General features: G+C 32.2%; 15 protein-coding genes. 11 read left to right on the top strand and 4 right to left on the bottom strand.

Going from position 1 to position 21056, the window contains the following annotated elements:
• Nucleotides 1-160 precede the first annotated feature (160 nt).
• Nucleotides 161-3013, top strand: coding sequence for a VPS10 domain-containing protein (locus Z054_RS0102595; RefSeq protein WP_051473648.1), 2853 nt, complete (start codon nucleotides 161-163; stop codon nucleotides 3011-3013).
• A gap of 108 nt (nucleotides 3014-3121) precedes the next feature.
• On the opposite strand, the gene Z054_RS0102590 is transcribed toward Z054_RS0102595, so the two are convergent.
• The gene (locus Z054_RS0102590; RefSeq protein WP_024768541.1) at nucleotides 3122-4492 is read right to left on the bottom strand and encodes a RagB/SusD family nutrient uptake outer membrane protein; all 1371 of its coding nucleotides are present in this window, start codon (nucleotides 4490-4492) and stop codon (nucleotides 3122-3124) included.
• A 3-nt stretch (nucleotides 4493-4495) separates the two neighbouring features.
• The gene (locus Z054_RS0102585) at nucleotides 4496-7666 is read right to left on the bottom strand and encodes a SusC/RagA family TonB-linked outer membrane protein (protein ID WP_024768540.1); all 3171 of its coding nucleotides are present in this window, start codon (nucleotides 7664-7666) and stop codon (nucleotides 4496-4498) included.
• Between the two features lie 577 nt (nucleotides 7667-8243).
• On the opposite strand from Z054_RS0102585, the gene Z054_RS29840 reads away from it, so the two are divergent.
• The 3 genes from Z054_RS29840 (at nucleotide 8244) to Z054_RS0102570 (ending at nucleotide 11952) form a co-directional block, all read left to right on the top strand.
• Nucleotides 8244-9947, top strand: coding sequence for a helix-turn-helix domain-containing protein (locus Z054_RS29840; protein ID WP_024768539.1), 1704 nt, complete (start codon nucleotides 8244-8246; stop codon nucleotides 9945-9947).
• A 159-nt stretch (nucleotides 9948-10106) separates the two neighbouring features.
• Nucleotides 10107-10910 (top strand): hypothetical protein, encoded by an 804-nt coding sequence (locus Z054_RS0102575; RefSeq protein WP_024768538.1) that lies wholly within the window; start codon nucleotides 10107-10109, stop codon nucleotides 10908-10910.
• 256 nt (nucleotides 10911-11166) lie between these two features.
• Nucleotides 11167-11952 carry a hypothetical protein gene (locus Z054_RS0102570; RefSeq protein WP_024768537.1) on the top strand — a complete coding sequence of 262 codons (786 nt, stop codon included), beginning with the start codon at nucleotides 11167-11169 and terminating at the stop codon, nucleotides 11950-11952.
• Between the two features lie 115 nt (nucleotides 11953-12067).
• On the opposite strand, the gene Z054_RS0102565 is transcribed toward Z054_RS0102570, so the two are convergent.
• The gene (locus Z054_RS0102565) at nucleotides 12068-12253 is read right to left on the bottom strand and encodes a hypothetical protein (protein ID WP_024768536.1); all 186 of its coding nucleotides are present in this window, start codon (nucleotides 12251-12253) and stop codon (nucleotides 12068-12070) included.
• A gap of 232 nt (nucleotides 12254-12485) precedes the next feature.
• Nucleotides 12486-14219: an AraC family transcriptional regulator gene (locus Z054_RS0102560; protein WP_024768535.1), complete on the bottom strand. Its 1734-nt coding sequence runs from the start codon at nucleotides 14217-14219 to the stop codon at nucleotides 12486-12488.
• Nucleotides 14220-14420: 201 nt separating this feature from the next.
• Between Z054_RS0102560 and Z054_RS29835 the strand changes: the two genes are divergently transcribed.
• The 7 genes from Z054_RS29835 to Z054_RS0102525 all read left to right on the top strand — a co-directional run bounded on the left by Z054_RS29835 (nucleotide 14421) and on the right by Z054_RS0102525 (nucleotide 21050).
• Nucleotides 14421-15701 carry a helix-turn-helix domain-containing protein gene (locus Z054_RS29835; protein WP_024768534.1) on the top strand — a complete coding sequence of 427 codons (1281 nt, stop codon included), beginning with the start codon at nucleotides 14421-14423 and terminating at the stop codon, nucleotides 15699-15701.
• A gap of 186 nt (nucleotides 15702-15887) precedes the next feature.
• The gene (locus Z054_RS27770; protein ID WP_024768533.1) at nucleotides 15888-17468 is read left to right on the top strand and encodes a fibronectin type III domain-containing protein; all 1581 of its coding nucleotides are present in this window, start codon (nucleotides 15888-15890) and stop codon (nucleotides 17466-17468) included.
• 160 nt (nucleotides 17469-17628) lie between these two features.
• On the top strand, nucleotides 17629-18978 hold the full coding sequence (locus tag Z054_RS27765) for a tetratricopeptide repeat protein (RefSeq protein WP_024768532.1): 1350 nt from the start codon (nucleotides 17629-17631) through the stop codon (nucleotides 18976-18978).
• A gap of 80 nt (nucleotides 18979-19058) precedes the next feature.
• Nucleotides 19059-19322: a hypothetical protein gene (locus Z054_RS0102540; RefSeq protein WP_024768531.1), complete on the top strand. Its 264-nt coding sequence runs from the start codon at nucleotides 19059-19061 to the stop codon at nucleotides 19320-19322.
• Between the two features lie 250 nt (nucleotides 19323-19572).
• Nucleotides 19573-20112 carry a peptidoglycan DD-metalloendopeptidase family protein gene (locus Z054_RS0102535; RefSeq protein ID WP_024768530.1) on the top strand — a complete coding sequence of 180 codons (540 nt, stop codon included), beginning with the start codon at nucleotides 19573-19575 and terminating at the stop codon, nucleotides 20110-20112.
• Nucleotides 20113-20188: 76 nt separating this feature from the next.
• Nucleotides 20189-20803, top strand: a complete 615-nt coding sequence (locus Z054_RS0102530; protein WP_024768529.1) for a hypothetical protein — start codon at nucleotides 20189-20191, stop codon at nucleotides 20801-20803.
• Nucleotides 20754-21050 (top strand): DUF1499 domain-containing protein, encoded by a 297-nt coding sequence (locus Z054_RS0102525; protein WP_024768528.1) that lies wholly within the window; start codon nucleotides 20754-20756, stop codon nucleotides 21048-21050. Before Z054_RS0102530 ends, Z054_RS0102525 begins: the two co-directional genes overlap by 50 nt.
• The last annotated feature ends 6 nt before the right edge of the window (nucleotides 21051-21056 follow it).

Genomic DNA, 21056 nt, shown 5'->3' with positions numbered 1-21056 from the left:
TTAATAAATTAACTAAAAAATTACGAGAAACGCAAAAAATAGATACTATCCTTTGCGTTTTATAACTATTGTTTTATGGCAAATGATTGTTAAACAATATCTAAAAATTTTGAGTTTGTTATAACAATATCTACTTTCAACGCACTAAACACCCATCAAAATGAAAATATTTACATCATCATTATTTTTCCTATTTCTTTCTTCTTTTATTTTTTCTCAACAACCCGCTACTAATGCAGAATTAGTACAGAAAGGATTGCTGAACAAAAAGCAAATGGAAAAGTCTTCTTTAGTAAAACATGTACCTTTTAAAAATATTGGCCCAACTGTAATGAGTGGTCGTGTAGTTGATGTTGATATAAACCCAGAAAATACTACAGAGTTTTATGTAGGATATGCTTCTGGAGGGTTGTGGCATACAGTAAATAATGGAACTATTTTTGAACCTGTTCTGGATTCGGCAGAGACAATTAATGTAGGTGATATTGCAGTAGACTGGAAAAATAATATTATTTGGGTAGGAACCGGTGAAAATAATTCGTCTAGGTCATCCTATGCAGGAATAGGAATTCTAAAATCTACAGATAATGGTAAGACATGGAAAAATGTAGGACTACTCGATTCACATCATATAGGTAGAATCGTTATTAACCCTAATAATCCAGATGAGGTAGTCGTGGGAGTAACAGGGCACTTATATTCTTCTAATCAAGAACGTGGAGTCTATAAAACAACAGATGGAGGGACTACCTGGAAAAAAACGTTGTTTATTAACGATCGAACGGGTATCATTGATTTGGCATATGCGCCTGGCAACTATAATATTATGTACGCAGCTGCATGGGATAAAGATCGTAAAGCCTGGAATTTTGAAGGTAATGGATTAGGGTCAGGGATTTATAAAAGTATTGATGCTGGAACTACCTGGAATAAAATATCTATAGAAGGAAGTGGTTTTCCTACAGGAGAAGGAGTAGGTCGAATTGGCCTTGCCGTTTTTGATGAAAACACAATATATGCTGTACATGATAGCCAGTATAGAAGAAAGGAAAACGATACCAAAAAAAGCGGTACCGGATTAACCAAAGAGGATTTTAAAACGATGTCATCAGAAGCTTTTTTAAAACTGGAAAATAAAAAGCTAAATGCATTTTTAAAAACTAATGGGTTTCAAGAAAAATATAGAGCAGATAATGTAAAGCAACTTGTGCGTGGAGGTACAGTAAAACCAATAGACCTCTCGAAATACCTCGAAAACGCTAATGCAATGTTATTTGATACTCCGGTTATAGGAGCAGAAGTATACAGAAGCAATGATGGCGGGAAATCTTGGACAAAAACCCATAAAGACTATATAGATGATCTATTTTATAGTTATGGATATTACTTTGCTCAAATACAGGTAAACCCAGCTAATAAGGATCATATATATATTTCTGGAGTCCCTATTTTGAAATCTAAAGATGCCGGAAAAACATTTACCAATATTAATGGACAAAACGTTCATGCCGATCATCATTCATTGTGGATCAATCCTAAAAACCCTATGCACTTGATAAATGGTAATGATGGGGGACTAAATATCTCTTACGATGATGGAGAAAACTGGATAAAAGCAAATCAACCTAGTGTGGGACAGTTTTATGCAATTAATATTGATCATGAGAAACCATATAATGTATATGGCGGATTGCAAGATAATGGAGTTTGGGTAGGAGCGCATAATGCTAAAGAAGATGATTCCTGGCATCAAAATGGTCATTACCCCTGGGAAAGTATTATGGGAGGTGATGGTATGCAGGTGCAGATTGATGATCGGGATGCAAATATTGTATATACTGGATTTCAGTTTGGTAATTATTTTAGAATACATCGTGCAAAAAACAAACAAACCTATATTCAACCTAAGCATGAGCTAGGAGAATCTCCTTATCGATTTAATTGGCAAACACCAATTTTACTGTCGCCACACAATCAAGACATTTTATATTTAGGAGGTAATAAGTTAATGCGCTCTATGAACCAGGGTGATGACTGGACTACTATATCTAACGATTTAACGAATGGTGGTAAAAAAGGAAATGTAGCTTATGGAACATTATCTACTATTGCCGAATCGATATTTCAATTTGGACTGATCTACACAGGTAGTGATGATGGATTAGTATATGTAACTAAAAATTCTGGAGGAAGTTGGAGTAAGATTTCGGAATCTTTTCCTAAAGATCTTTGGGTGTCAAGAGTGATTGCTTCTTCTCATAAAAAGGGAAGAGTATATGTAACATTAAATGGATATCGATGGGATGATTTTAAACCTTATATCTATGTAAGTGAAAACTATGGACAGAGTTGGAAGAATATAGGAAACGGTTTACCTGTATCTGCAATAAATGTGATTAAAGAAGATCCTAAAAATGAAAACGTAGTATATATAGGAACAGATAATGGAGCTTATGTTTCATTAGATAAAGGAGCAAGCTGGCAAGTTTTTTCTAATGGATTGCCTAATGTGGCGGTTCATGATATTGTAATCCAACCAGAGGCTAATGACTTGTTATTAGGAACACATGGTAGAAGTATATACAAAACAAATATAGAAGAAGTGCAGCTTCTTGATGATAATGTAATAAATAAAGGACTTTATGTTTTTGACACACCTGCAATGCAGTGGTCAGATCGATGGGGTGTTTCTTGGAGTAAATGGTCTACACCATATGAACCGACAACTACCATTAAATTTTATTCTGGAAAACCAGGAGGTTTTTCTATTAAAATTACTACCGAAGAAGGAAAAGTACTTCAGGAATTTTCTACAAAAGCTGATAAAGGGCTTAACTATGTAGAATATGATCTTACGATCACAGAAAAAGGGAAAAATATACTTGAAAAAGAATTTCCTGATGAAGAAGTTTCGAAAAGAAAAAATGGAAAATATTACCTTCCTACAGGAAGATATTCAGTAGAAGTTTCTGCTGGAAAGCAAAAAGCAAAAACTATATGGAAAATTAAATAAAAAAAGATTCTTAATAGCTTACACTTTTACTGTATAAACCCCATCAGAATATTTTGATGGGGTTTAAGCAATTCAAACATTTATGATATAAAACAAATCACATTTTCTTTAATATCCTTTATTGGGTACCATATTAGAGTTTGCATTTAACTCGGCTAAAGGAATAGGAAAGGCATAATTATAGCTACCGTATACTGGCCCTTGAGAAACTACATTTAGTTTTGGGATATCTTGCTTTGTACGAGCCAAATCATCAAATCTAAACCCTTCAAAACATAATTCTTTTCTTCTCTCTAAAAGAATATTTTCTTTGGTAGCCTCTGTATATAAGTTAGCATCTCTATTATCAGGAATCATATTTAACCAGATTAAAGCATCGCCCGTGGCTCCTGTTTCTAGTAATGCTTCTGCATAAATTAAAATGATTTCTTCATATCTTATTAAACTAATATTATCATCAAAAGATTGAGAAGGATATTTACCAATATTTCTCAATTTATCTCCGTCAATATCAATCATACTGGTAGTTCTTCTAATATCTCCAGCATCAAAAATAGAAGTAAAATCATCATATGCTACAATATCACCATACCCAAATCGGTAGATATTTGCCAAACCGTTTATGCCTTGATTGTCATCTTTGTCATAAGCTAGTTCAAAGATCGAGTTAGGCTCATTATCCTTAGACCAACTCTCTACATATGAAGCAGAATCTAATATTGTAAATTGCCCCGAGTCAATTACAGCTTTAGCTGCATCTTTGGCTATACCATATTCTTCAAAATATAAGGCTACTCTTGCCTTAACTGCATTAGCAGCATAAGTGGTTATGTAGGTAGATGTACCATTAAGAGTTTCAGACATTAAAGATGATGCTTTGTCAAGATCAGCAAGAATTAAATTTTTTACTTCCCCTACAGTTTTTCTACTTGGAAGAAGATCATCATCGTCTTTAAATTTATCAATATAAGGAACTCCTAAAGCACTTAGCCCTCCGTTATCCACATGTTGTTGACCATATAAACGTAATAAATCAAAATGACCTAAAGCCCTTATGACATAAGCCTGACCTTTAGTATGATTGATTTGATCTTCATCTCCTTCAACCCCTTCGACATTAATAGCGATATTGGCTGTGGATATCGCAGTATAGATTACTGACCAGGTATTTAAAGTGTAGCCGTCTGATTCTAACATGTTCATATCGCTAACACTAATAAAACGACCTGATTTACCAGTAGAATACGCATTATCTGATCTTGCTTCTCCATATACGATGATATCTCTTCCATAATAGGTAGATTGAGTCATCCAACTATAGGTGCCATTTAGAAGATTAGATAAATCTTCTATGGTACTAATATTACCTTCTAAGTTTTGATTTTGAAGTAAAGTAGGCTCTAAATCATCATTACTACAAGAAGATATTGATGCTATAAATAAAGCACTACATACGAGGTATACTATTTTTTTCTTCATGATTTAAAATTTTAGGTTAACACCAAATACAAATGATTTTACAGGAGGTGTAGTTAATCTGGTAAATCCATCAGTTCTTACTTCCGGATCGTGTTTTAATCGATCATCTTTTACCCAGGTAAATAGGTTAGTACCTCTTAGAGTAAATGTGATTCCGTCAATACCTATAGTATCTAGTGTATTGTTAGTAAGATTGTATCCTAGTACCAACTCTCTTAATCGGATGAAATCTCCATCATATAAAAATCTTGTTGATGTAGAAGAAGCTTGGTTTCCTGCTGCTGTATTAGATTGTAATGCAGGGTAATCTGTAATATCACCTGGTTGTTTCCAGCTTTGTAAGAGTTCTTCGGTACCATTAAAATATAGGGTACTGTTTAATCCGTTACTTTTGGTATAATATGACCAGCTTTCGTATACTTTGTTACCACCTGTAAAGTACAAGTTAGCATCCATAAAGAACCCTTTGTAATCAATATGTGTTCCAAAACCACCACTATAGGTTGGTATAGCACTTGCTCCCTGATATGCTACTTCTGCATCACTATACGTATTGGTTGTTTCACCATCTACTCCATTAATAAACCATAAAGGATCACCATTTTCGGGATCTACACCTGCCCATTTTCTCATATACCATTCACCAATCGGATGTCCTACTTCTGTTCTCTTGGTTCCTGAAGTAAGTAGAATATCTTCTCCATTAGCGTCTTTAGCCAATTTTGTTACTTCATTATCTACTGTGGCAAAATTTCCGAAAACACTCCAGTTAAAATCATCAGTACTAATGATATCATAATTTAGTTCTATTTCAATCCCTTTATTTATTACTTCTCCTATGTTTCTGTTAATAGATGAGAACCCTGTAGTACGAGATAGCCCTACACTTTGTAAAATATCAAAGGTCTTTTTATTGTAATAGGCAACAGATCCCGATATTTTATCATTAAAAAGGCCAAAGTCGATTCCTATATCTAGTGTGTTATTTTTTTCCCAGGATAAAGCATCGTTACCATATCCTATGGGATATATTCCTGGATTAGCATTATAATCTGCATTATAGGCTAATAATGACTGATAGCTGTTAATTGCTACACCTGCACTACCACTGGTCCCGTAAGAAGCTCTTAATCTCAGGTTATTAAATATAGCATTATCATATAAGAATTCTTCTGAGGTGATATTCCATGCTGCACCTACAGACCAGAAGTCACCAAATCGTTGCTCTGGTGAAAAACGAGAAGAAGCCTCTTTTCGATATGTAGCATCAAAAATATAAGTATCATCATAATTATAATTTAACATCCCCAAGTAAGAAAGGTTTTTCCAATCGGCAAAAGAAGTGCTTGCTGAAAAATTAGTACTAGCTTCTGCTATATAGGTCAATCCTTCTTTTGCAAATTTTTCTCCCTGAGCACTGATAAGATCATTTTTATTCTTTTGAAATTCTTGTAATACGGTAATATCAAAATTATGTTTGTCTATGCTGGTTTTATAATTTAAAGAATTTTGAGTGACCCAGTTAAAATTACGAGCGGTCGCAGCGGCAGAAACACCTCCTTCTTCGACACCTCCACCATGGACTCTATTGGCAAAACGTTTGTAATTAGCCAGAGTATAATCGATACTAAAATTGGTTTTAAATTTTAAACCATCAAGAATTTTCCATTCTAAAGACGAGCTATTCATTGCACGAGTAACGTCATTATTAATGATATCATTCTCAATTAAATAAAGATAATTGAAGTAGTTGGTAGTGCTTCCAAAATCAGTAAGATTCAGGGTTCCATCAGCATTATATGGTGGTAGTGTTGGCGGCACAAAAAATTGAACAGAAAGTCCACTGGCATAAAACGCTCCTTGCTCAAATAACCCATCTTGATTTAAATTAGAAACACTAATATTATTTGTAAATTTTAGTGTTTTAGTCATGTCCTTGGTAAAATTGAACTTAGCTGTGATTCGTTCGTATTCGGTTCCTTTAACAATACCTTCAGTTTTATTATATCCTAAAGATGTGTAGAATGTGGATGTTTCACTTCCTCCTGTGGCAGAAAAATCATAAGTCATCAAAGTTGGATTTGGAGTTTTGATTTCTTCCTGCCAGTTTGCTTCGGGTCTTCCATTTGCGTTCCAATCGGTATATGAGGTACCCCAGAATCCAGGGAATCGTTCATAAATGTCTTTGGCTTCTGATCTGTCTATACTATACGTTTCTCCATATGTATTAAACACAGCATCATAAAAAAGTTCTTCCCGCTGTGCAGCAGTTAACACTTTAGATCCTTCTACAGCTTGCTTCTGATATCCATAAGTAGAGGTAAAATTAAATGTCGTCTTTCTATTTTTTTTACCATTCTTTGTAGTAATTACGATAACCCCATTGGATCCTCTTGCCCCGTAAGCTGCAGTTGCAGAAGCGTCCTTAAGAACAGTAATACTTTCTACATCTCTACTATTAATACTGGATAGAGAACTCAAAGAACTGGCAGAACTGCTACCAGAAGTATTATAATTAACCATAGGCACACCATCGATTACAAAAAGTGGGGCATTTGATGAAGTAATAGAACCTACTCCCCGAATTCTGATTTGTTGTGTCGATCCGGGTGTTCCCGAAGAAGAAGCTATATTTAAACCAGCTACTTTACCTTGCAATGCTTGATCTACAGTTACTACTGGTACATCATTAATTTCATTGGCAACGACTTGTACAGTACTACCGGTAATTTCATTTTTACCTCTTGTAGTGTACCCAAGTACAACGATTTCTTCAAGCTCCTGAGTATCAGATACCATTTCAATATTGATAGTGTCTGATATGGTATCGATTATTCTCTCCTCTGTTTTCATTCCGATATAAGAAAACATTAATACCTCACCAGCCTTGGCATTAATGATATAGTTTCCATCAAAATCAGTTTGCGCTCCCTGGTTTGATCCTTTGATGATTACTGCTACCCCAGGTAGTGGTATACCACTATCATCTGTTACTTTTCCTTTTATTTCTCTTTCTTGCAGAACATCACCAATTTTATTTATTTTGTGAGTATTTCCATATGCACTAAACAGCCCCACAGATAAACATAACATAAAAATTGTTGTGGTTGTAAATAATTGATTTTTAATAATTTCTGCTGAATTCAAAAAATATGTATTGATTTTTTTATTCATAATTCGTTTTTCTAAAAATTGATTTTTTTGTTCTTTTCCCCTTGTTTGAGAAGATTACTCTAATACTTCGTAGAGTCTGATTTTATTCCATAAAGTGTTGTTTTAAATTTGTATTAATATTAATTACATGCTCTGTTTTTTGGTATAGGTTGAGCTTGACACATCTATTGATATAGATGTATCTACCGTTATATTATATTTTTTAGTAATGCTGTTAAGTACTTGTTTTCCCTATATTCAGTCTAACATCATCAAAAAGAATTAAATGTTGATATTTCAAATTTTGTAGATAAATTTTGATAATTATTTAACAAGACTGTTTTATTTTTCATAAAATGAAAACAATTCGAATGGCATTATGTTTTATCATCAAAAACAGAATATTATTCAGGAAGAAAAGAGCACTAAAAGTGGATAATTCTAAATTTAGTAGGGGTTTTTATGATAAATTAACAAGAAACCTTATCATATTAATATAATTTTATAATAAACCGCAAAAATAACCTAAAATAAAGGGTGGGGTCTGTACGTTATTAGACGTTATAGATATTGTAGTAGGAATACATTTATGTAATCAATGAAAATAAACCCATACAATATTATTTTGCTTATAGGGTGTCTGGGCATTGTAGTTTTTGCAGTCCTTAAATTATGCTGTTGCAAAAAAAAAGAAAAGACATTTAGATTTTTTTATTATTTCTTGATTACTGCCAACTTGGTAATTATTCAAATACTACTAATAGATTTTAGAATTACAAAATTATATCCCTGGATTCTTATACTGTATACTCCATTCGAATTTTTATCTCCCGTTTTTTTTACAGCATTTACGTGCTACTATCTTGAAAAAGAAGAAATATATAATAGATATCGGCACTATCTTTTGATTCCGTTTACGGTATTTTTTGTTGTATATTCATTAATAAAGATTAATATTCTGATAGATTATTCTATTTTTTCAAAAAGTACAGTTTCCTTTCTTCTTAATGAAGTAGATGAAAATTTTACTGTTATTTTTTGTTTTCTACTCTCGATATGGAATTATCGTATAATACAGAAATATGAGAATTCTTTGGGAAGATTATCTTTTGTTTATGTTAGGAAAAAAACAAAATGGATAAAGAATATTTTTGTTGTACTAGTACTCCTATCCGTATTATGGATGCTTACTATTACTTTGTTTTTTATTAAAGAAGAAATAACCGGCCATTCTGCATATTACCCGATTTGGATGTTATACATGATATTTTGTTATGTCTTTCTGTTTTTGGGGATGAAACATTTAAAGAAAGTATCTGGTAGCGTTAATAATTTAGAAGATCCAATACAGAAAAAGATTACTAATTTTCAACTATCAGGACTAGGTCATATTTTCTCAGAAAGAGAACTTCAATTAGTACACTCTAATCCCATATCTATTACGGGGATATTAAGTTATTTTGCTACTTCTTTGTTTGATAAAAATAAGAGAGATGATGTTCTATCAGATATTGTAGAGAATTGTATTTCTCAATTACAACTGCAGGAATGCAGTATCTATATGATATGTAAAGAAAATAAAATATTAATTCCTAAAGCAACATACAGTAACAAGAACAGTTGTGAAATCACAAAAAGAAAAAAACAAACACCTATCCCAATTGGAGAAGGAATCTTAGGTAAAGTAGTGCGGTTGGGGAAATATCAATGTATAGAAAATTTAAGTGGAATTATTGGTGATAAGAAGAAGGATATAGCAAGAAAATCAAAGCTTTCTGTTCCTATATTTGTAAGAGAGAAAGTGGTAGGAGTTTTAGATGCCGAACATGATGGGAAAGCATATTTTAAATCACATCATATCGCATTATTTTTATTGATAGCTAAATTAACAGAAATAAAACTTTCTCAAATCAATACCAGTACCAATACGGTAGTACTTAGCAATATTACAAATGATAATGCCTATTTTAAAGAGCTGGATTTTTTAATGAAAGAAGAAAAAATTTATGTCGATCCTAATTTAGGTTTAGAAAATATTTCAAAAAGATTACAAATAAGCAGTAACTATCTATCCCAATTGATCAATAAACTAGGAGGCTGCAATTTTTCTGACTATATAAATAGCTATAGAGTCGAGGAAGTAAAATCCAAACTAAATGATCCTGATTATGATAACTATACCGTACTTGGTATTGCTATGGAATGTGGATTTAATTCGAAGTCACCTTTTTATTCTGCTTTTAAAAAACACACAGGGGTCTCTCCCAAAGAATATAGACAACAGCAACAAATTGTGTCCTGATTTCTTGAAATTCAAACTTTAAGGACACTTATATTTTTTAATGTTATTAGAATTGCATCTCACTTGTATTTTATACAGTTGAGTTTGTGTATGAGGTGAGTAGGTTTTAAACCCTTAAAATATACTCACCTTTTTCAAATATTTAAAAAACTAACTAACATGAAAAATCTTATCCCTACAAGAATCGGACTAATCGAATACATTTCGCTTTTGGCATTTGCAACATTCTCTTGTGAGAGAGTTAATAATGAAACACTACAGGAAAATAAAAATGAAGAATTAGCGATCTTTACATTCTCTAATGGCAATACGCTACAATTAATTGAAAGTGATGAAGAAGGAGCCCCGGTTATCTTAGCTATCGAATCTGGGTCAAATAAAAATATAGAATTCATAGATTTTGACTCTAATTCTATATTAGATATATATCTCAAGTTAACTCCTGATGATTCTCCTCTCCCTAAAATAATTGCAGACATCTCAAAAGACAAAGACCATTTGCATCATAGAAGTGTTGTTAAGGATTTTGATACGGCACTAAATTTTAGTGTTGAAAAAATACCTGAAACACTTAAAATGAAGAGTAATAATAAAGCAGATTTTTGTGATAATATTCCTGAGAGCTATAATTATTGTTATAACCGAGAAAAAAGTAAAGTGTCTAATATTACATCTAGTAGTCGATGTAAAACAATGGAAAATTATACCTCTGTGTTTAAAGAATCATACAATGAAGGGAAGTATATGGAAGTAAGACATAGATATAGAAAAGCATCTGGAGGATGGGTGACACACACCAAAGGGAAATACAAGGTATATCCCGGAAGGTGGAAAAGATTAGCAATACCGGGAAAAATGAAAAGATACAGAAGAGCAGCACGTAGTGGGGTTAATGAATCAACTGGCCTTGGAACAGAATATTTGTATTGGAAAGGGTATACTGATTTTCGAAACTCGAAATAAAATTGTTAGCACAGGAATTATGATTTTATAATGAGAATTTTATTAGCTAGTAATTCAGCAGTTTGAAATGATGGTTTGGTAGGCAGCAGGTAGAAACTTTTGATTCTCTTGCTGCTTTTTTATCAAAATGGATATGATCCGAACCCTCAAAGCACATTTAATTTTCTAAAACATTCTTGCAAGAGTAGACATAAACCCGGGTGTCTTAAAAAGGTTCGGGTAATTTTTATCACATAAATCTTTTTAAACAAATTTTATGAAACGTATTAAACTCATACAAGCTTTATGCATTATTTGCATCTTACTCTTTACTTCTTCATGTGAAAATGAAGCAGAGTCTACACAAGAGGTTCTACTGGAAACTAACGATGGAGAATTTGCTGTCTTTACCTTTGCCAATGGCAACAAACTACAACTCATCAAAGGTGATGAAGAAGGCGATCCTATCATCATTGCTATGGAATCAGGGCCTGAAAATAATAAAACATTCATTGATTTTGATACGCATTCTATGTTAGATATATATCTAGGACTTACTTCTGAAGAATATCCCATTCCCCAGATATTAATGGATCTGTCTAAATCTGCTAAAAATCAGAAATTATTAGAAAAAAGGAAGGTGGTATATACTTTGAATACTCCTGTTACTATAGAAATGACAAAAATTCCTGAATCATTGTTACAAAAACACCCAGCTAATCGTGGTTTTTGTGATGATGTGAGTGCAGATTTTTGTCACCCAGGTGAATGGATGAGGAGAAATGAAGTGACATCTTCGAGTAGAAAAAGAATAGTGCAAATTTTTTCACAAGTTTTCTCTGATACTAATAGTAAAACAAAAGGGATGAATGTTCAATCTAGATATAAAAATTCGTCCGGGAGTTGGAGGATTATTTTTAAAACAGCTCATACAATAAAAAGAGGATATTGGAAAAGAATAACATATCCTGGAGTATCGAAAAGAATAAGAAAAGTAATCCGTAGACCTCACAATGATGACTATCCTATTCATTGGCGGGGTTGGGTTGACTATAGAAACTGATATGGTTATAGACTGAAGGGCTAAATTAATACACCCTCAAACTATGTTTTCCCATTTTTATAGTTTGAGGGTTTTTATTCTTTATTAGTATTCTACAATGATTATATAACCTTGTTTAACCCCATCCAAAATTAGTTGGGCAAGTAATAATGGTAAATATCGGTTTATAGAATATTGGACATCTTGTATGTACCTGACTTTTTATTGGACCTTCATTTCCACCTTGGATAGATGACAAATTTTCCAATTTTGTAACATTCAATTTTTTGAGATGTAATTTTTTTCCCTTTGCTTTTCTCATAATTTTTAGTTTTTAAAGATTATTATACACATACCTTTTCTACCAGCATCAGAACATTACTGATACAATTTTTTATCAAAAATCACTCAAAGTGACGATAAAAAATGCCTAACAGTATAAAAGGATATGTAAGTTACTTTTTTTGAATTCCAAGAATAAATATAGGGTAAAAAATAGCATAAACCTTATAAATGAGAGAGTTATTAGTCGAAATTCACAGAATTTCGATAAATTACATAGTATCTAAGTCATGTAGCTTCTTAATAAAATAAGAAGTTTTGATACCGGTACTCTTTTTAAAGGCAGATGAAAAAGATTCAGCGGTATTAAACCCCATTTCTTCTGCAATACCCTGTATAGTATAGTGTTTAAGAGTTTTGTTTTCTTTTAACTGGGTTACTGCATGTGCAATCCTAAGATCGTTGATATAATTGGCAAAATTCTTTTGTTTATGATGATTAATGACTTTTGATAAATACTTTGTATTGGTTTTAATGTCTTTGGCCAAAGAGGTAGTGCTAATATTCTTTTTTAGATAATGATGATTTTGTTCAAATAGGACCAGCTTATTAAGAATTTCTTCAACGATATCATCAGCCACCCCAATATCACTATCACTTTGCTGTTTCCTCTGTATAGTTTGGGCTAACTTGTCTTCAGCAATCAATTGTTCAAATTTTTCCTGATAGGTTTTTCTCTTTTGGTATTGACGATATAAAAAAGCAATGGCAACAAGAGTAAGTAATGAGAGAAAAACTACTAAAAGGTTTAGGTTTTTATTATTCCCTTTTAGTTCATTGATTAGGGTTTCTTTTTCTTTTAATAATAAGGGAGTATCAAATTCTTTGAATAAGCGCGAGGATACAAAAGAAGCTTCCTGGTTAACGATGCTATCAAATTGTAGTAGTTTGTTGATATATTCGAGTTGTTTTTCCTTTTTATGATTCGTCTTATAAAAGTTTATCATAAACTCATAGCTTTCCCGAATTTCCAGGGGAGTAATTTTTTCTTTTTGCAGGATAGAATCTACAGTAAGAAAGTGTTTTTTAGCTGCTATGGCGTCTTGTTTTAGAAGCTGTAGTTTTCCCAAATAAAACTCACCCAAAATATATGCTTTTCTGTTTTCAGATCGGGTTTTATCAAGGATAGGTATACCCTTAGCAATGCTATCATAAGCGTTCTTAAATTTCTCTTTATAGAAGAGATTGATACCCTCATTAATGATAACCCTGCCATAAAACCTATTATAATAATGCTCCGGTTTTTGAGATCGTTTAATTGCTTTATAATGATACACTGAAGCAGAATCCAGAAGGTTATTATAGCGATAAGATTCTGCTAGAGGGATTATAGAATTTAAATATCGAACCGTATCAGTAGCATGTTTTGTAATAATATGAGTAAAGTTTTCTTTAAAAAGAGGTAAGGCCTCCTGATGCTTTCCTATTTCGGTTTTAATACAAGCAATATTATGTTCGGTAATAGAAATATATTCGGTACTATTTTCTTTTTCGGCTAATGCTAATGCTTGTAAATAATTATCTAATGCTAAAGTATACTGACCATTATTTAAATAATATCCTCCTTTAAAAGAATATCCTTTAATTGTGATATTACCTTCTAAATTTTTACTTAAAGCTATAGAGCGATCAATTAATCTTATTTTTTCCGATTCTTCTTCAGCATAATAAAACAACCAACTATAGGCTTTAGCCATTTCTAGAGTATTGTTTTCTGAAATGGCTTTCTTTAAATAAGTATATAAATAAGTTTTTGAAATTAGAGTATCTCTATAGGTTTTCATATGGATTTTATAGATACTATCATAATCCAAGGTTTTTAAAGAATCGGGAATTACAAAATCTTCTTCCTGCCCCGTAGTAATTTGTATACAGTACAGTAAAAAAACAATAGTTATCCTTTTATAAAAGAAAGTGAAAAAGAGATATGTCTTTTTTGTGCTCAAGGGGTTTTATCGATTTATTTAGCTATAAAGATACTATTTTCTGGTTTTATAAGGTTTTAAAACAAAATCGGCATAAGTAGTTGATAATAAGCAAATTGCATACGTGAATTAATCTCGAAATTCTCAGAATATCGAGATATTTCGTTTGTTTTCAAAGGTGTTGTCAGTATATATTTGAATTGGACAAAAAAATCAATCATCATGAATATCAAGAAATATATAGGTGATAAAATAGCAATAAAGGTTTCAGCAATTTTAATATGTGGGATTGTATTTCTCTTTATGGCCATGTGTTATAAGATGCTAAGTACAGATGTTTTCTTATTTAATACAAGGCATATGTTTACAATGCTGATTGTATTAAATATAGTATTACTTATCATGGTATTTACTTTTTTCTTTTCGAGTATAGTCCTAAAGAATTTTTCTAATTTCTATTTTAGGATACCTCTTTTTTTTAATCAAGTATTTGCCGTAGCGTATAATGGTGTATTTACTACTACAAAACAGTTAACACCAGAGTTTGATAAAGTAAAGAGTAAAAAAGATTTGATACGAAGTTCAATTTCAAATTTTGGTATACATGGACAGGATCAGATTTTTTCTGAAAAAGAACATATAAAACATCAAAATACATCAAATGAAACAATAGGAATACTAAGCTATTTTGCATCATCACTATTTGAAAAAAATAAGCTCGAAGAAGTATTGTGGGATATCGTAGAGAATTGCATTTCGCAACTAGAACTAGAGGATTGTGTGATCTATATGTTGGATACCCAAAATAAGGTTTTGATACAAAAAGCAGCATTTGGTCATAAAAATAATGGAGAAAGAAAAGTCATAAGCCCTATCCAAATCCCATTAGGAGAAGGTATTGTTGGTAGAGTGGCACAATCAGGAATATTTGAGTATGTGTCCGATGTGACTAATGATCCTGGGTATATCATAGACGATGATCATAGAATGTCTGAATTGTCTATTCCTATTTTTATCGATGATGAGGTAGTAGGAGTTCTGGATTCTGAGCATTCTCAAAAAGATTTTTTTAGCAACAATCATGTGTTTTTGTTTCATTTAATTGCCAGGCTAACTGGAAAAAAACTAAAACAAATTCACATAAAAAACGAATCCCACATTACAAATGATAATGTGTATTTTAAGGAACTTGATTTTTTAATGAAAGAAGCCAAAATATATCGAGATCAAAATCTGGGATTAGATAGTATGGCCAAAAAACTAAACATAAGTGGTAATTACCTGTCACAACTAGTTAATAAATTGAGCGAGCATAATTTTACCGATTATGTAAATAGATATAGAGTAGAGGATGCAAAATCTAAATTAAGAAACCCTAATTTTATAAACTACACCATTATAGCGATCGCTTTGGAATCTGGGTTTAATTCGAAATCTACTTTTTACAGTGCTTTTAAAAAACTAACTGGTATCTCGCCAAAAGAATACAGGAAAATCCCCTAAAAAAAACGTCCGGATTCTTTGAAATTCAAACTTTCTGGACATTCGTACACTTCACCCTAATTAATTTTATCACCCTAAGTATTATACGATTGCAAACATGGTATTTGCTTAAGCTGTTTGCTATTTCATGGCAAGCTAAATAATGATAATATATTTCATAAATAGATCACAAAAAAAGATAAACAGATGAAAAAACAACCGTTTTTGTATAGTTTAATTATCCTTTGCTTATCAATAGTAGGATGTAATAACGACGACGATAAAGTTATACCACCTGCGTCTGTCGAGAATCAGGTACCAGGAGATTTTACAATACAGGTTAGTCAGATAACCGATAATAGTGCATTACTAGAATGGACTGCGGCAGTTGACCCAGATGATGATAAAGTGACATATTCTGTATTTCTGGGAGATAACGAAGTACAGTCAAATCTGGAAACGACAGAGTTCCTTTTAGAAGGTCTTATAGCTGAAACTAATTATAATGGTAAAGTAGTAGCTTCTGATGGTAATGAGAATGAATCAGAAAATACTTTTACTTTTATAACAGAGGGAGGTGAGATCATCAATGAAGAAGTTTCTATAGCATGGCAGAAATCCCTTGGAGGAACATTTGATGATGAAGCATATGAGATAGAACAAACAAGTGATGGCGGATACATAATAGGAGGTTCATCAGAATCTACAGATGGGGATGTTGGAGGAAATAAAGGAGGTAAAGATTGCTGGATTATAAAGTTGGATAGCCTTGGAAATATAGAATGGGAAACAAACTTGGGAGGATCAAATAATGAGACCATCCATGGGATACAACAAACTATGGATGGAGGTTACATCGTTGGAGCATTTTCTACATCAAGTGATGGTGATGTTGGAGGTAATAATGGAATGCGGGATTTTTGGATTGTAAAACTAAATGCCTCAGGAAATCTGGTGTGGGAAACTAACTTGGGAGGTACTAGTGATGATATTTTAGAATCTATTCAACAAACATCAGATGGAGGTTATGTAGCAGTTGGTTTTTCATTGTCAGGTAATGGAAATGTTACAGGAAATAATGGTAAAGCTGATGCCTGGATTGTAAGACTTGATGAAACTGGAAATTTAGTATGGGAGACTAATCTTGGAGGACCTGAGAACGATTTTATGGGTTCTATAGATCAAACGATTGATTTGGGATTCATTGTAGCGGGGTATACAACAACAGAAAATAAAAGAGATTTGTGGATTGCAAAATTAGATGATACAGGGAATTTAGATTGGCAAAAAACGTTAGGAGGATCTGAAAATGAAGAAGCCGTTTCGGTAGAACAAACCATAGATAGCGGTTATATTATTGGAGGATATTCTACATCTGTAGATGGTGATGTAGGAGAAAATAAAGGATCTGCAGATGCCTGGATTATAAAGCTTAATGTTACTGGAGACTTACTTTGGGAGAAAACACTCGGTGGTTCTGGTTCTGATGGAGTAGGTGAAATTAAGGAAGTAGGAGGAGGATACATAGCTGTTGGTAGTACAAATTCATTAGATGGAGACTTGACTTCTAATAATGGGGCGAGAGATTTTTGGATTTTAAGATTAGATACATTTGGTAATATCATTTGGCAAGAGAGTTTAGGAGGACCTGGGGATGATTATGGATTTTCGATACAACAAACTGCGGATAATGGATATATCGTTGCAGGAACATGGTATACAAATATTATGGGGGCTGGCGAAGGTACAACAGGCGATTTCAATTATTGGATTATAAAACTAGAATAAACAGGTATACTCATATAACAATAGTAACGTAATGATTAGGTTTTTTTGTCCAATTGCTTTTCATTACCCTGGATCCTCATTAGCTAACCTAACAACAGTAATGAGGATCCTTTTTTTGAACATGGTATAATTAAAAAACAAGAATACTTATATTTAAGAAATGAAACGCACCAGACTCACAATCATAGTTTTTTTTATAGGTTTTTTTACCGTTTTCCCATGCTTTTGGGATTATGATACTATTGAAATGGAAAGACAACAATTTCCTAGTATAATCGAATTGATTTCAGGAAAATTCCTTCGACACTCATCAGAGTTTCATTATTGGAGAATAAAAGATCGAGAAGAAAAACTTGAAAAATTCCCAGATAGCCTTGGTCTTTTAGATGACCTTGCTGTTTCATATTCAAAAATAGGGGATGATAAAAAGGCAATCAAAGTTATTCTCAAAAAAGAGCGGATCAAGCCTGGAGAATATAAAACATATGCTAATTTAGGTACATTTTATCTACATGATGGCCAATTTAAAAAAGGAATAGAATACATCGATAAAGCTGTAGCAATTAATCCTGAGGCGCATTTTGGTAGAGAAATATATCAACGACATGTTGCAGAGTATGTCTTCGGTAAAATGAAAAACGGCAAGATTCCGTTACCCATATCTTCCAAATTTAGAAGGTGTCTCGATTGTCCTCCCAAACCAGAGCTTGAGCATAATTTTTATACATTTCTTTTAAATAAATATAAAGAGAAAAAGGAAAGCTCAATAAGAAAATTACCTCCAAAAGAATTAGAAAATGCCATTATCGGTATTATGGGCATGATGAAATTTGGAAATTATGATTCCCCTGTTTTATTAGAAGTTTTAGGAGACTTACTAATGGGAACAGGTTGGAAAGAAGGCGCAAGGCAACTCGCAGCACGAGCGTATTTTAAAGCAGCTTATAGTATTGAAGACGATATAGTAAAAGAAGTGTATAAGAAAAAAATCGTATTTACTCTTTTTCATCAGTATACAAAAAGACGAGGAAAAAAATTTACTTTATATGAGTTAGAAGAATTGCTAATAGAAGAAATTAATGAAGGAAATAGATTTTATCAAAAAATACGTGATGATGAAATGACATGGATACGATCAGGAATAAATCCAGAACATGAGTTTACAACAAAATACTACAAAGAACCCAAAATCGGAGTAAGAATTCAACAGGGAAAAGGAAATCAGTTGGATCTTGACAGAAAATATGCCAGAGATACTACAATTGGAAAAATTATAGATTATAGGCCTATTCCAAAACAAAACGTTCTACTAGATAGTACATTCAAAAAACACATCGATAGCCTGTTTAAAAAAGAATTAGTAAAAGAAGAAAGGGTAATTGAGACTGCTAATGATTCACAAAAAAAGGGAAAAAGTGAAGAGACCGATTATTGGATGATTGTATGGTTAATATTAGGTTGTATTGGAGTTGGGATTTGGATATTGAAAAGGAGAACACCAAATAGATAGAAAAACAGATTAGCTAAGGATAAAACCAAAATCGCAATAGAGATTTTGACAAATTTGCTAAGGTGTATCAGGATAAATTTATGAATTTGGAGATGTACCATGATACTTTTGATTTGTTTTGCAAATCTATAAAAAAAGATAATGCAGAAGTTTTAGAACTTGGCTTCGGCCCTGGGAATATTACAAAATACATCCTTCAAAAACGTCCGGATTTCAACATATTTATCAAAAGAAGACGCTTTACAATTTTGGATGAAAGACGAAAAACACATCCCCAATACGAAGGTACTACTACAAAGGATCTGATTATTATTGCAAAAAAAGAGTTGCTTTTTTCAATTTAAAAAGCAAGTATCAGAGTTTCTACTCAAACCTAGACATTTTACTTTCTTCAATTTAGCATGAAGTGTTTTTTGGTAAACCTCTTAAAATATGTCCGAATTCTTTGAAATTCAAATTTCTTGGACACTTAGATGAACACCTCTACCTACTTTTGATTACATAATATTGAAAATAATTGCTATGAAAAATACATTTAGGATGTATGGGGATATAAATAATAACTCTGGAAACTAGTATTGAATAAGAGTTATTATGAAAAGTATGTTGTTTTTGATTCTTGTTTTGTTATGTATTGCGTGCACAGATGATGATGTTTTGTTAGATCCTACTCCACCATCTTTTATGGTTACACCATTAGCAATTGATCAGGTGGATTCATTTATCGCATTTGGTGAGTCACTAACACCCACTCAACAAAACCCTGCAATTGAATATTTTACTAAGCAATCAAATATACAGGTTAGATCGGTTTCAGATGGAATTGTAGAAGATATCAGAATGAATTCAAATATTGATGATTTTGAAATATGGATAAAACCAAATGATAATTCTACATGGCTTATCATACAGGATCATGTAGTAGATGTTAATGTTTCTTTAGGTGACCGAGTGAATGCAGGTCAAATATTGGGAAGAATAGGTTTGGGAAACAGAACTGAACTTCAAATCAACAGAATCAATGATAAGAATAATATAGCCCATTGTCCATTAAACTTTGGCACTCAGAACTTTGTTATACAGCATACTAGTTTTTTTGAGAATTGGTGTGTTGTAGAAACCGTAATTCCCTGATAAAATATTATTGTCAATACCTCTAAAAGCTCGGCTAATAATCATTAGTAATACAATTAATCTAAACGAATTTTTCATGTTTCATAGGGATAGAGGAATAAGGCTGTTAAGTATCGTATTAATATATTTTATAAGCCTACCTCTTTTATTTGGGCAACAAAATTATAATGCCGATCAGATACCTAAAAAATTCAATATTAATCTTGCGTATGGAATAGCTTACGGAATACAAGGTGTATCCATACCTCCTTTTACCTATAAATTGTCTGCTGGTGTAGAGTATGCCATAGGAAAAACATCAGTATATGCTTTACCTGGATTAACAGGAGGAATTGCTCCTGTAGTATTTTTTCATTTTGAAGCGGGAATAAACTATCGGTTTATGACTATTGATTATAGTACAAATTCTTATAAGACACAAGATGATGAAGTGGTAAGAAAGTTTAGTAATGAAAATATTAATTTGGGAATTCGAATCAAGCTAAACAAAAAGAAAAAAGGTGATGTATTATTATGGATAAAAGTGGGTAAAAGTATTTCTGAAAAAGGATATAATGACGAATTCCCGCCAATATGGGATGGATATAATGCAGAGTTAAGAATTGTATATAAGGTTTTCAAATTATTTAAAAAATTAAGAAATGGGAGTAAAATTCGAAGCTTCAAAAAAGTACGATTCAAGCAAGATTGAATTAATTCATAACATCAAAACTGCCATTGACAAATCTAAGTTTGAGATAGAAAATATTGATAAAGAAAATAGAACCATCTATGCAAAGTCATCATTAAATATTTGGTCTTGGTTTGAAAAAATAAGCATAAGAATCGAAGAAAATAGAAATGTAACGATGACAAGTGAATGTTATCTTTCAACCCAAATAGTTGATTGGGGAAAAAATAAAAGAAATGTAAAAACATTTTTTAGACACTTGGGATAATATGAT

The organism is Aquimarina macrocephali JAMB N27 (assembly GCF_000520995.1).
In the GTDB taxonomy this organism is placed as follows: domain Bacteria; phylum Bacteroidota; class Bacteroidia; order Flavobacteriales; family Flavobacteriaceae; genus Aquimarina; species Aquimarina macrocephali.
Note: the sequence above shows the minus strand (reverse complement) of the source record. Positions and strands in the feature narration are given on the sequence as shown.

What these genes read in the sequence shown, in the direction of transcription:
- Z054_RS0102585 (WP_024768540.1), bottom strand. Translation starts at nt 7,666, where the DNA reads ATGAATAAAAAAATCAATACATATTTTTTGAATTCAGCAGAAATTATT.
- Z054_RS27770 (WP_024768533.1), top strand. Translation starts at nt 15,888, where the DNA reads ATGAAAAAACAACCGTTTTTGTATAGTTTAATTATCCTTTGCTTATCA.
- Z054_RS0102525 (WP_024768528.1), top strand. Translation starts at nt 20,754, where the DNA reads ATGGGAGTAAAATTCGAAGCTTCAAAAAAGTACGATTCAAGCAAGATT.
- Z054_RS0102595 (WP_051473648.1), top strand. Translation starts at nt 161, where the DNA reads ATGAAAATATTTACATCATCATTATTTTTCCTATTTCTTTCTTCTTTT.
- Z054_RS0102575 (WP_024768538.1), top strand. Translation starts at nt 10,107, where the DNA reads ATGAAAAATCTTATCCCTACAAGAATCGGACTAATCGAATACATTTCG.
- Z054_RS0102570 (WP_024768537.1), top strand. Translation starts at nt 11,167, where the DNA reads ATGAAACGTATTAAACTCATACAAGCTTTATGCATTATTTGCATCTTA.
- Z054_RS0102535 (WP_024768530.1), top strand. Translation starts at nt 19,573, where the DNA reads ATGAAAAGTATGTTGTTTTTGATTCTTGTTTTGTTATGTATTGCGTGC.
- Z054_RS0102540 (WP_024768531.1), top strand. Translation starts at nt 19,059, where the DNA reads ATGAATTTGGAGATGTACCATGATACTTTTGATTTGTTTTGCAAATCT.
- Z054_RS0102590 (WP_024768541.1), bottom strand. Translation starts at nt 4,492, where the DNA reads ATGAAGAAAAAAATAGTATACCTCGTATGTAGTGCTTTATTTATAGCA.
- Z054_RS27765 (WP_024768532.1), top strand. Translation starts at nt 17,629, where the DNA reads ATGAAACGCACCAGACTCACAATCATAGTTTTTTTTATAGGTTTTTTT.
- Z054_RS0102530 (WP_024768529.1), top strand. Translation starts at nt 20,189, where the DNA reads ATGTTTCATAGGGATAGAGGAATAAGGCTGTTAAGTATCGTATTAATA.
- Z054_RS29835 (WP_024768534.1), top strand. Translation starts at nt 14,421, where the DNA reads ATGAATATCAAGAAATATATAGGTGATAAAATAGCAATAAAGGTTTCA.
- Z054_RS29840 (WP_024768539.1), top strand. Translation starts at nt 8,244, where the DNA reads ATGAAAATAAACCCATACAATATTATTTTGCTTATAGGGTGTCTGGGC.
- Z054_RS0102565 (WP_024768536.1), bottom strand. Translation starts at nt 12,253, where the DNA reads ATGAGAAAAGCAAAGGGAAAAAAATTACATCTCAAAAAATTGAATGTT.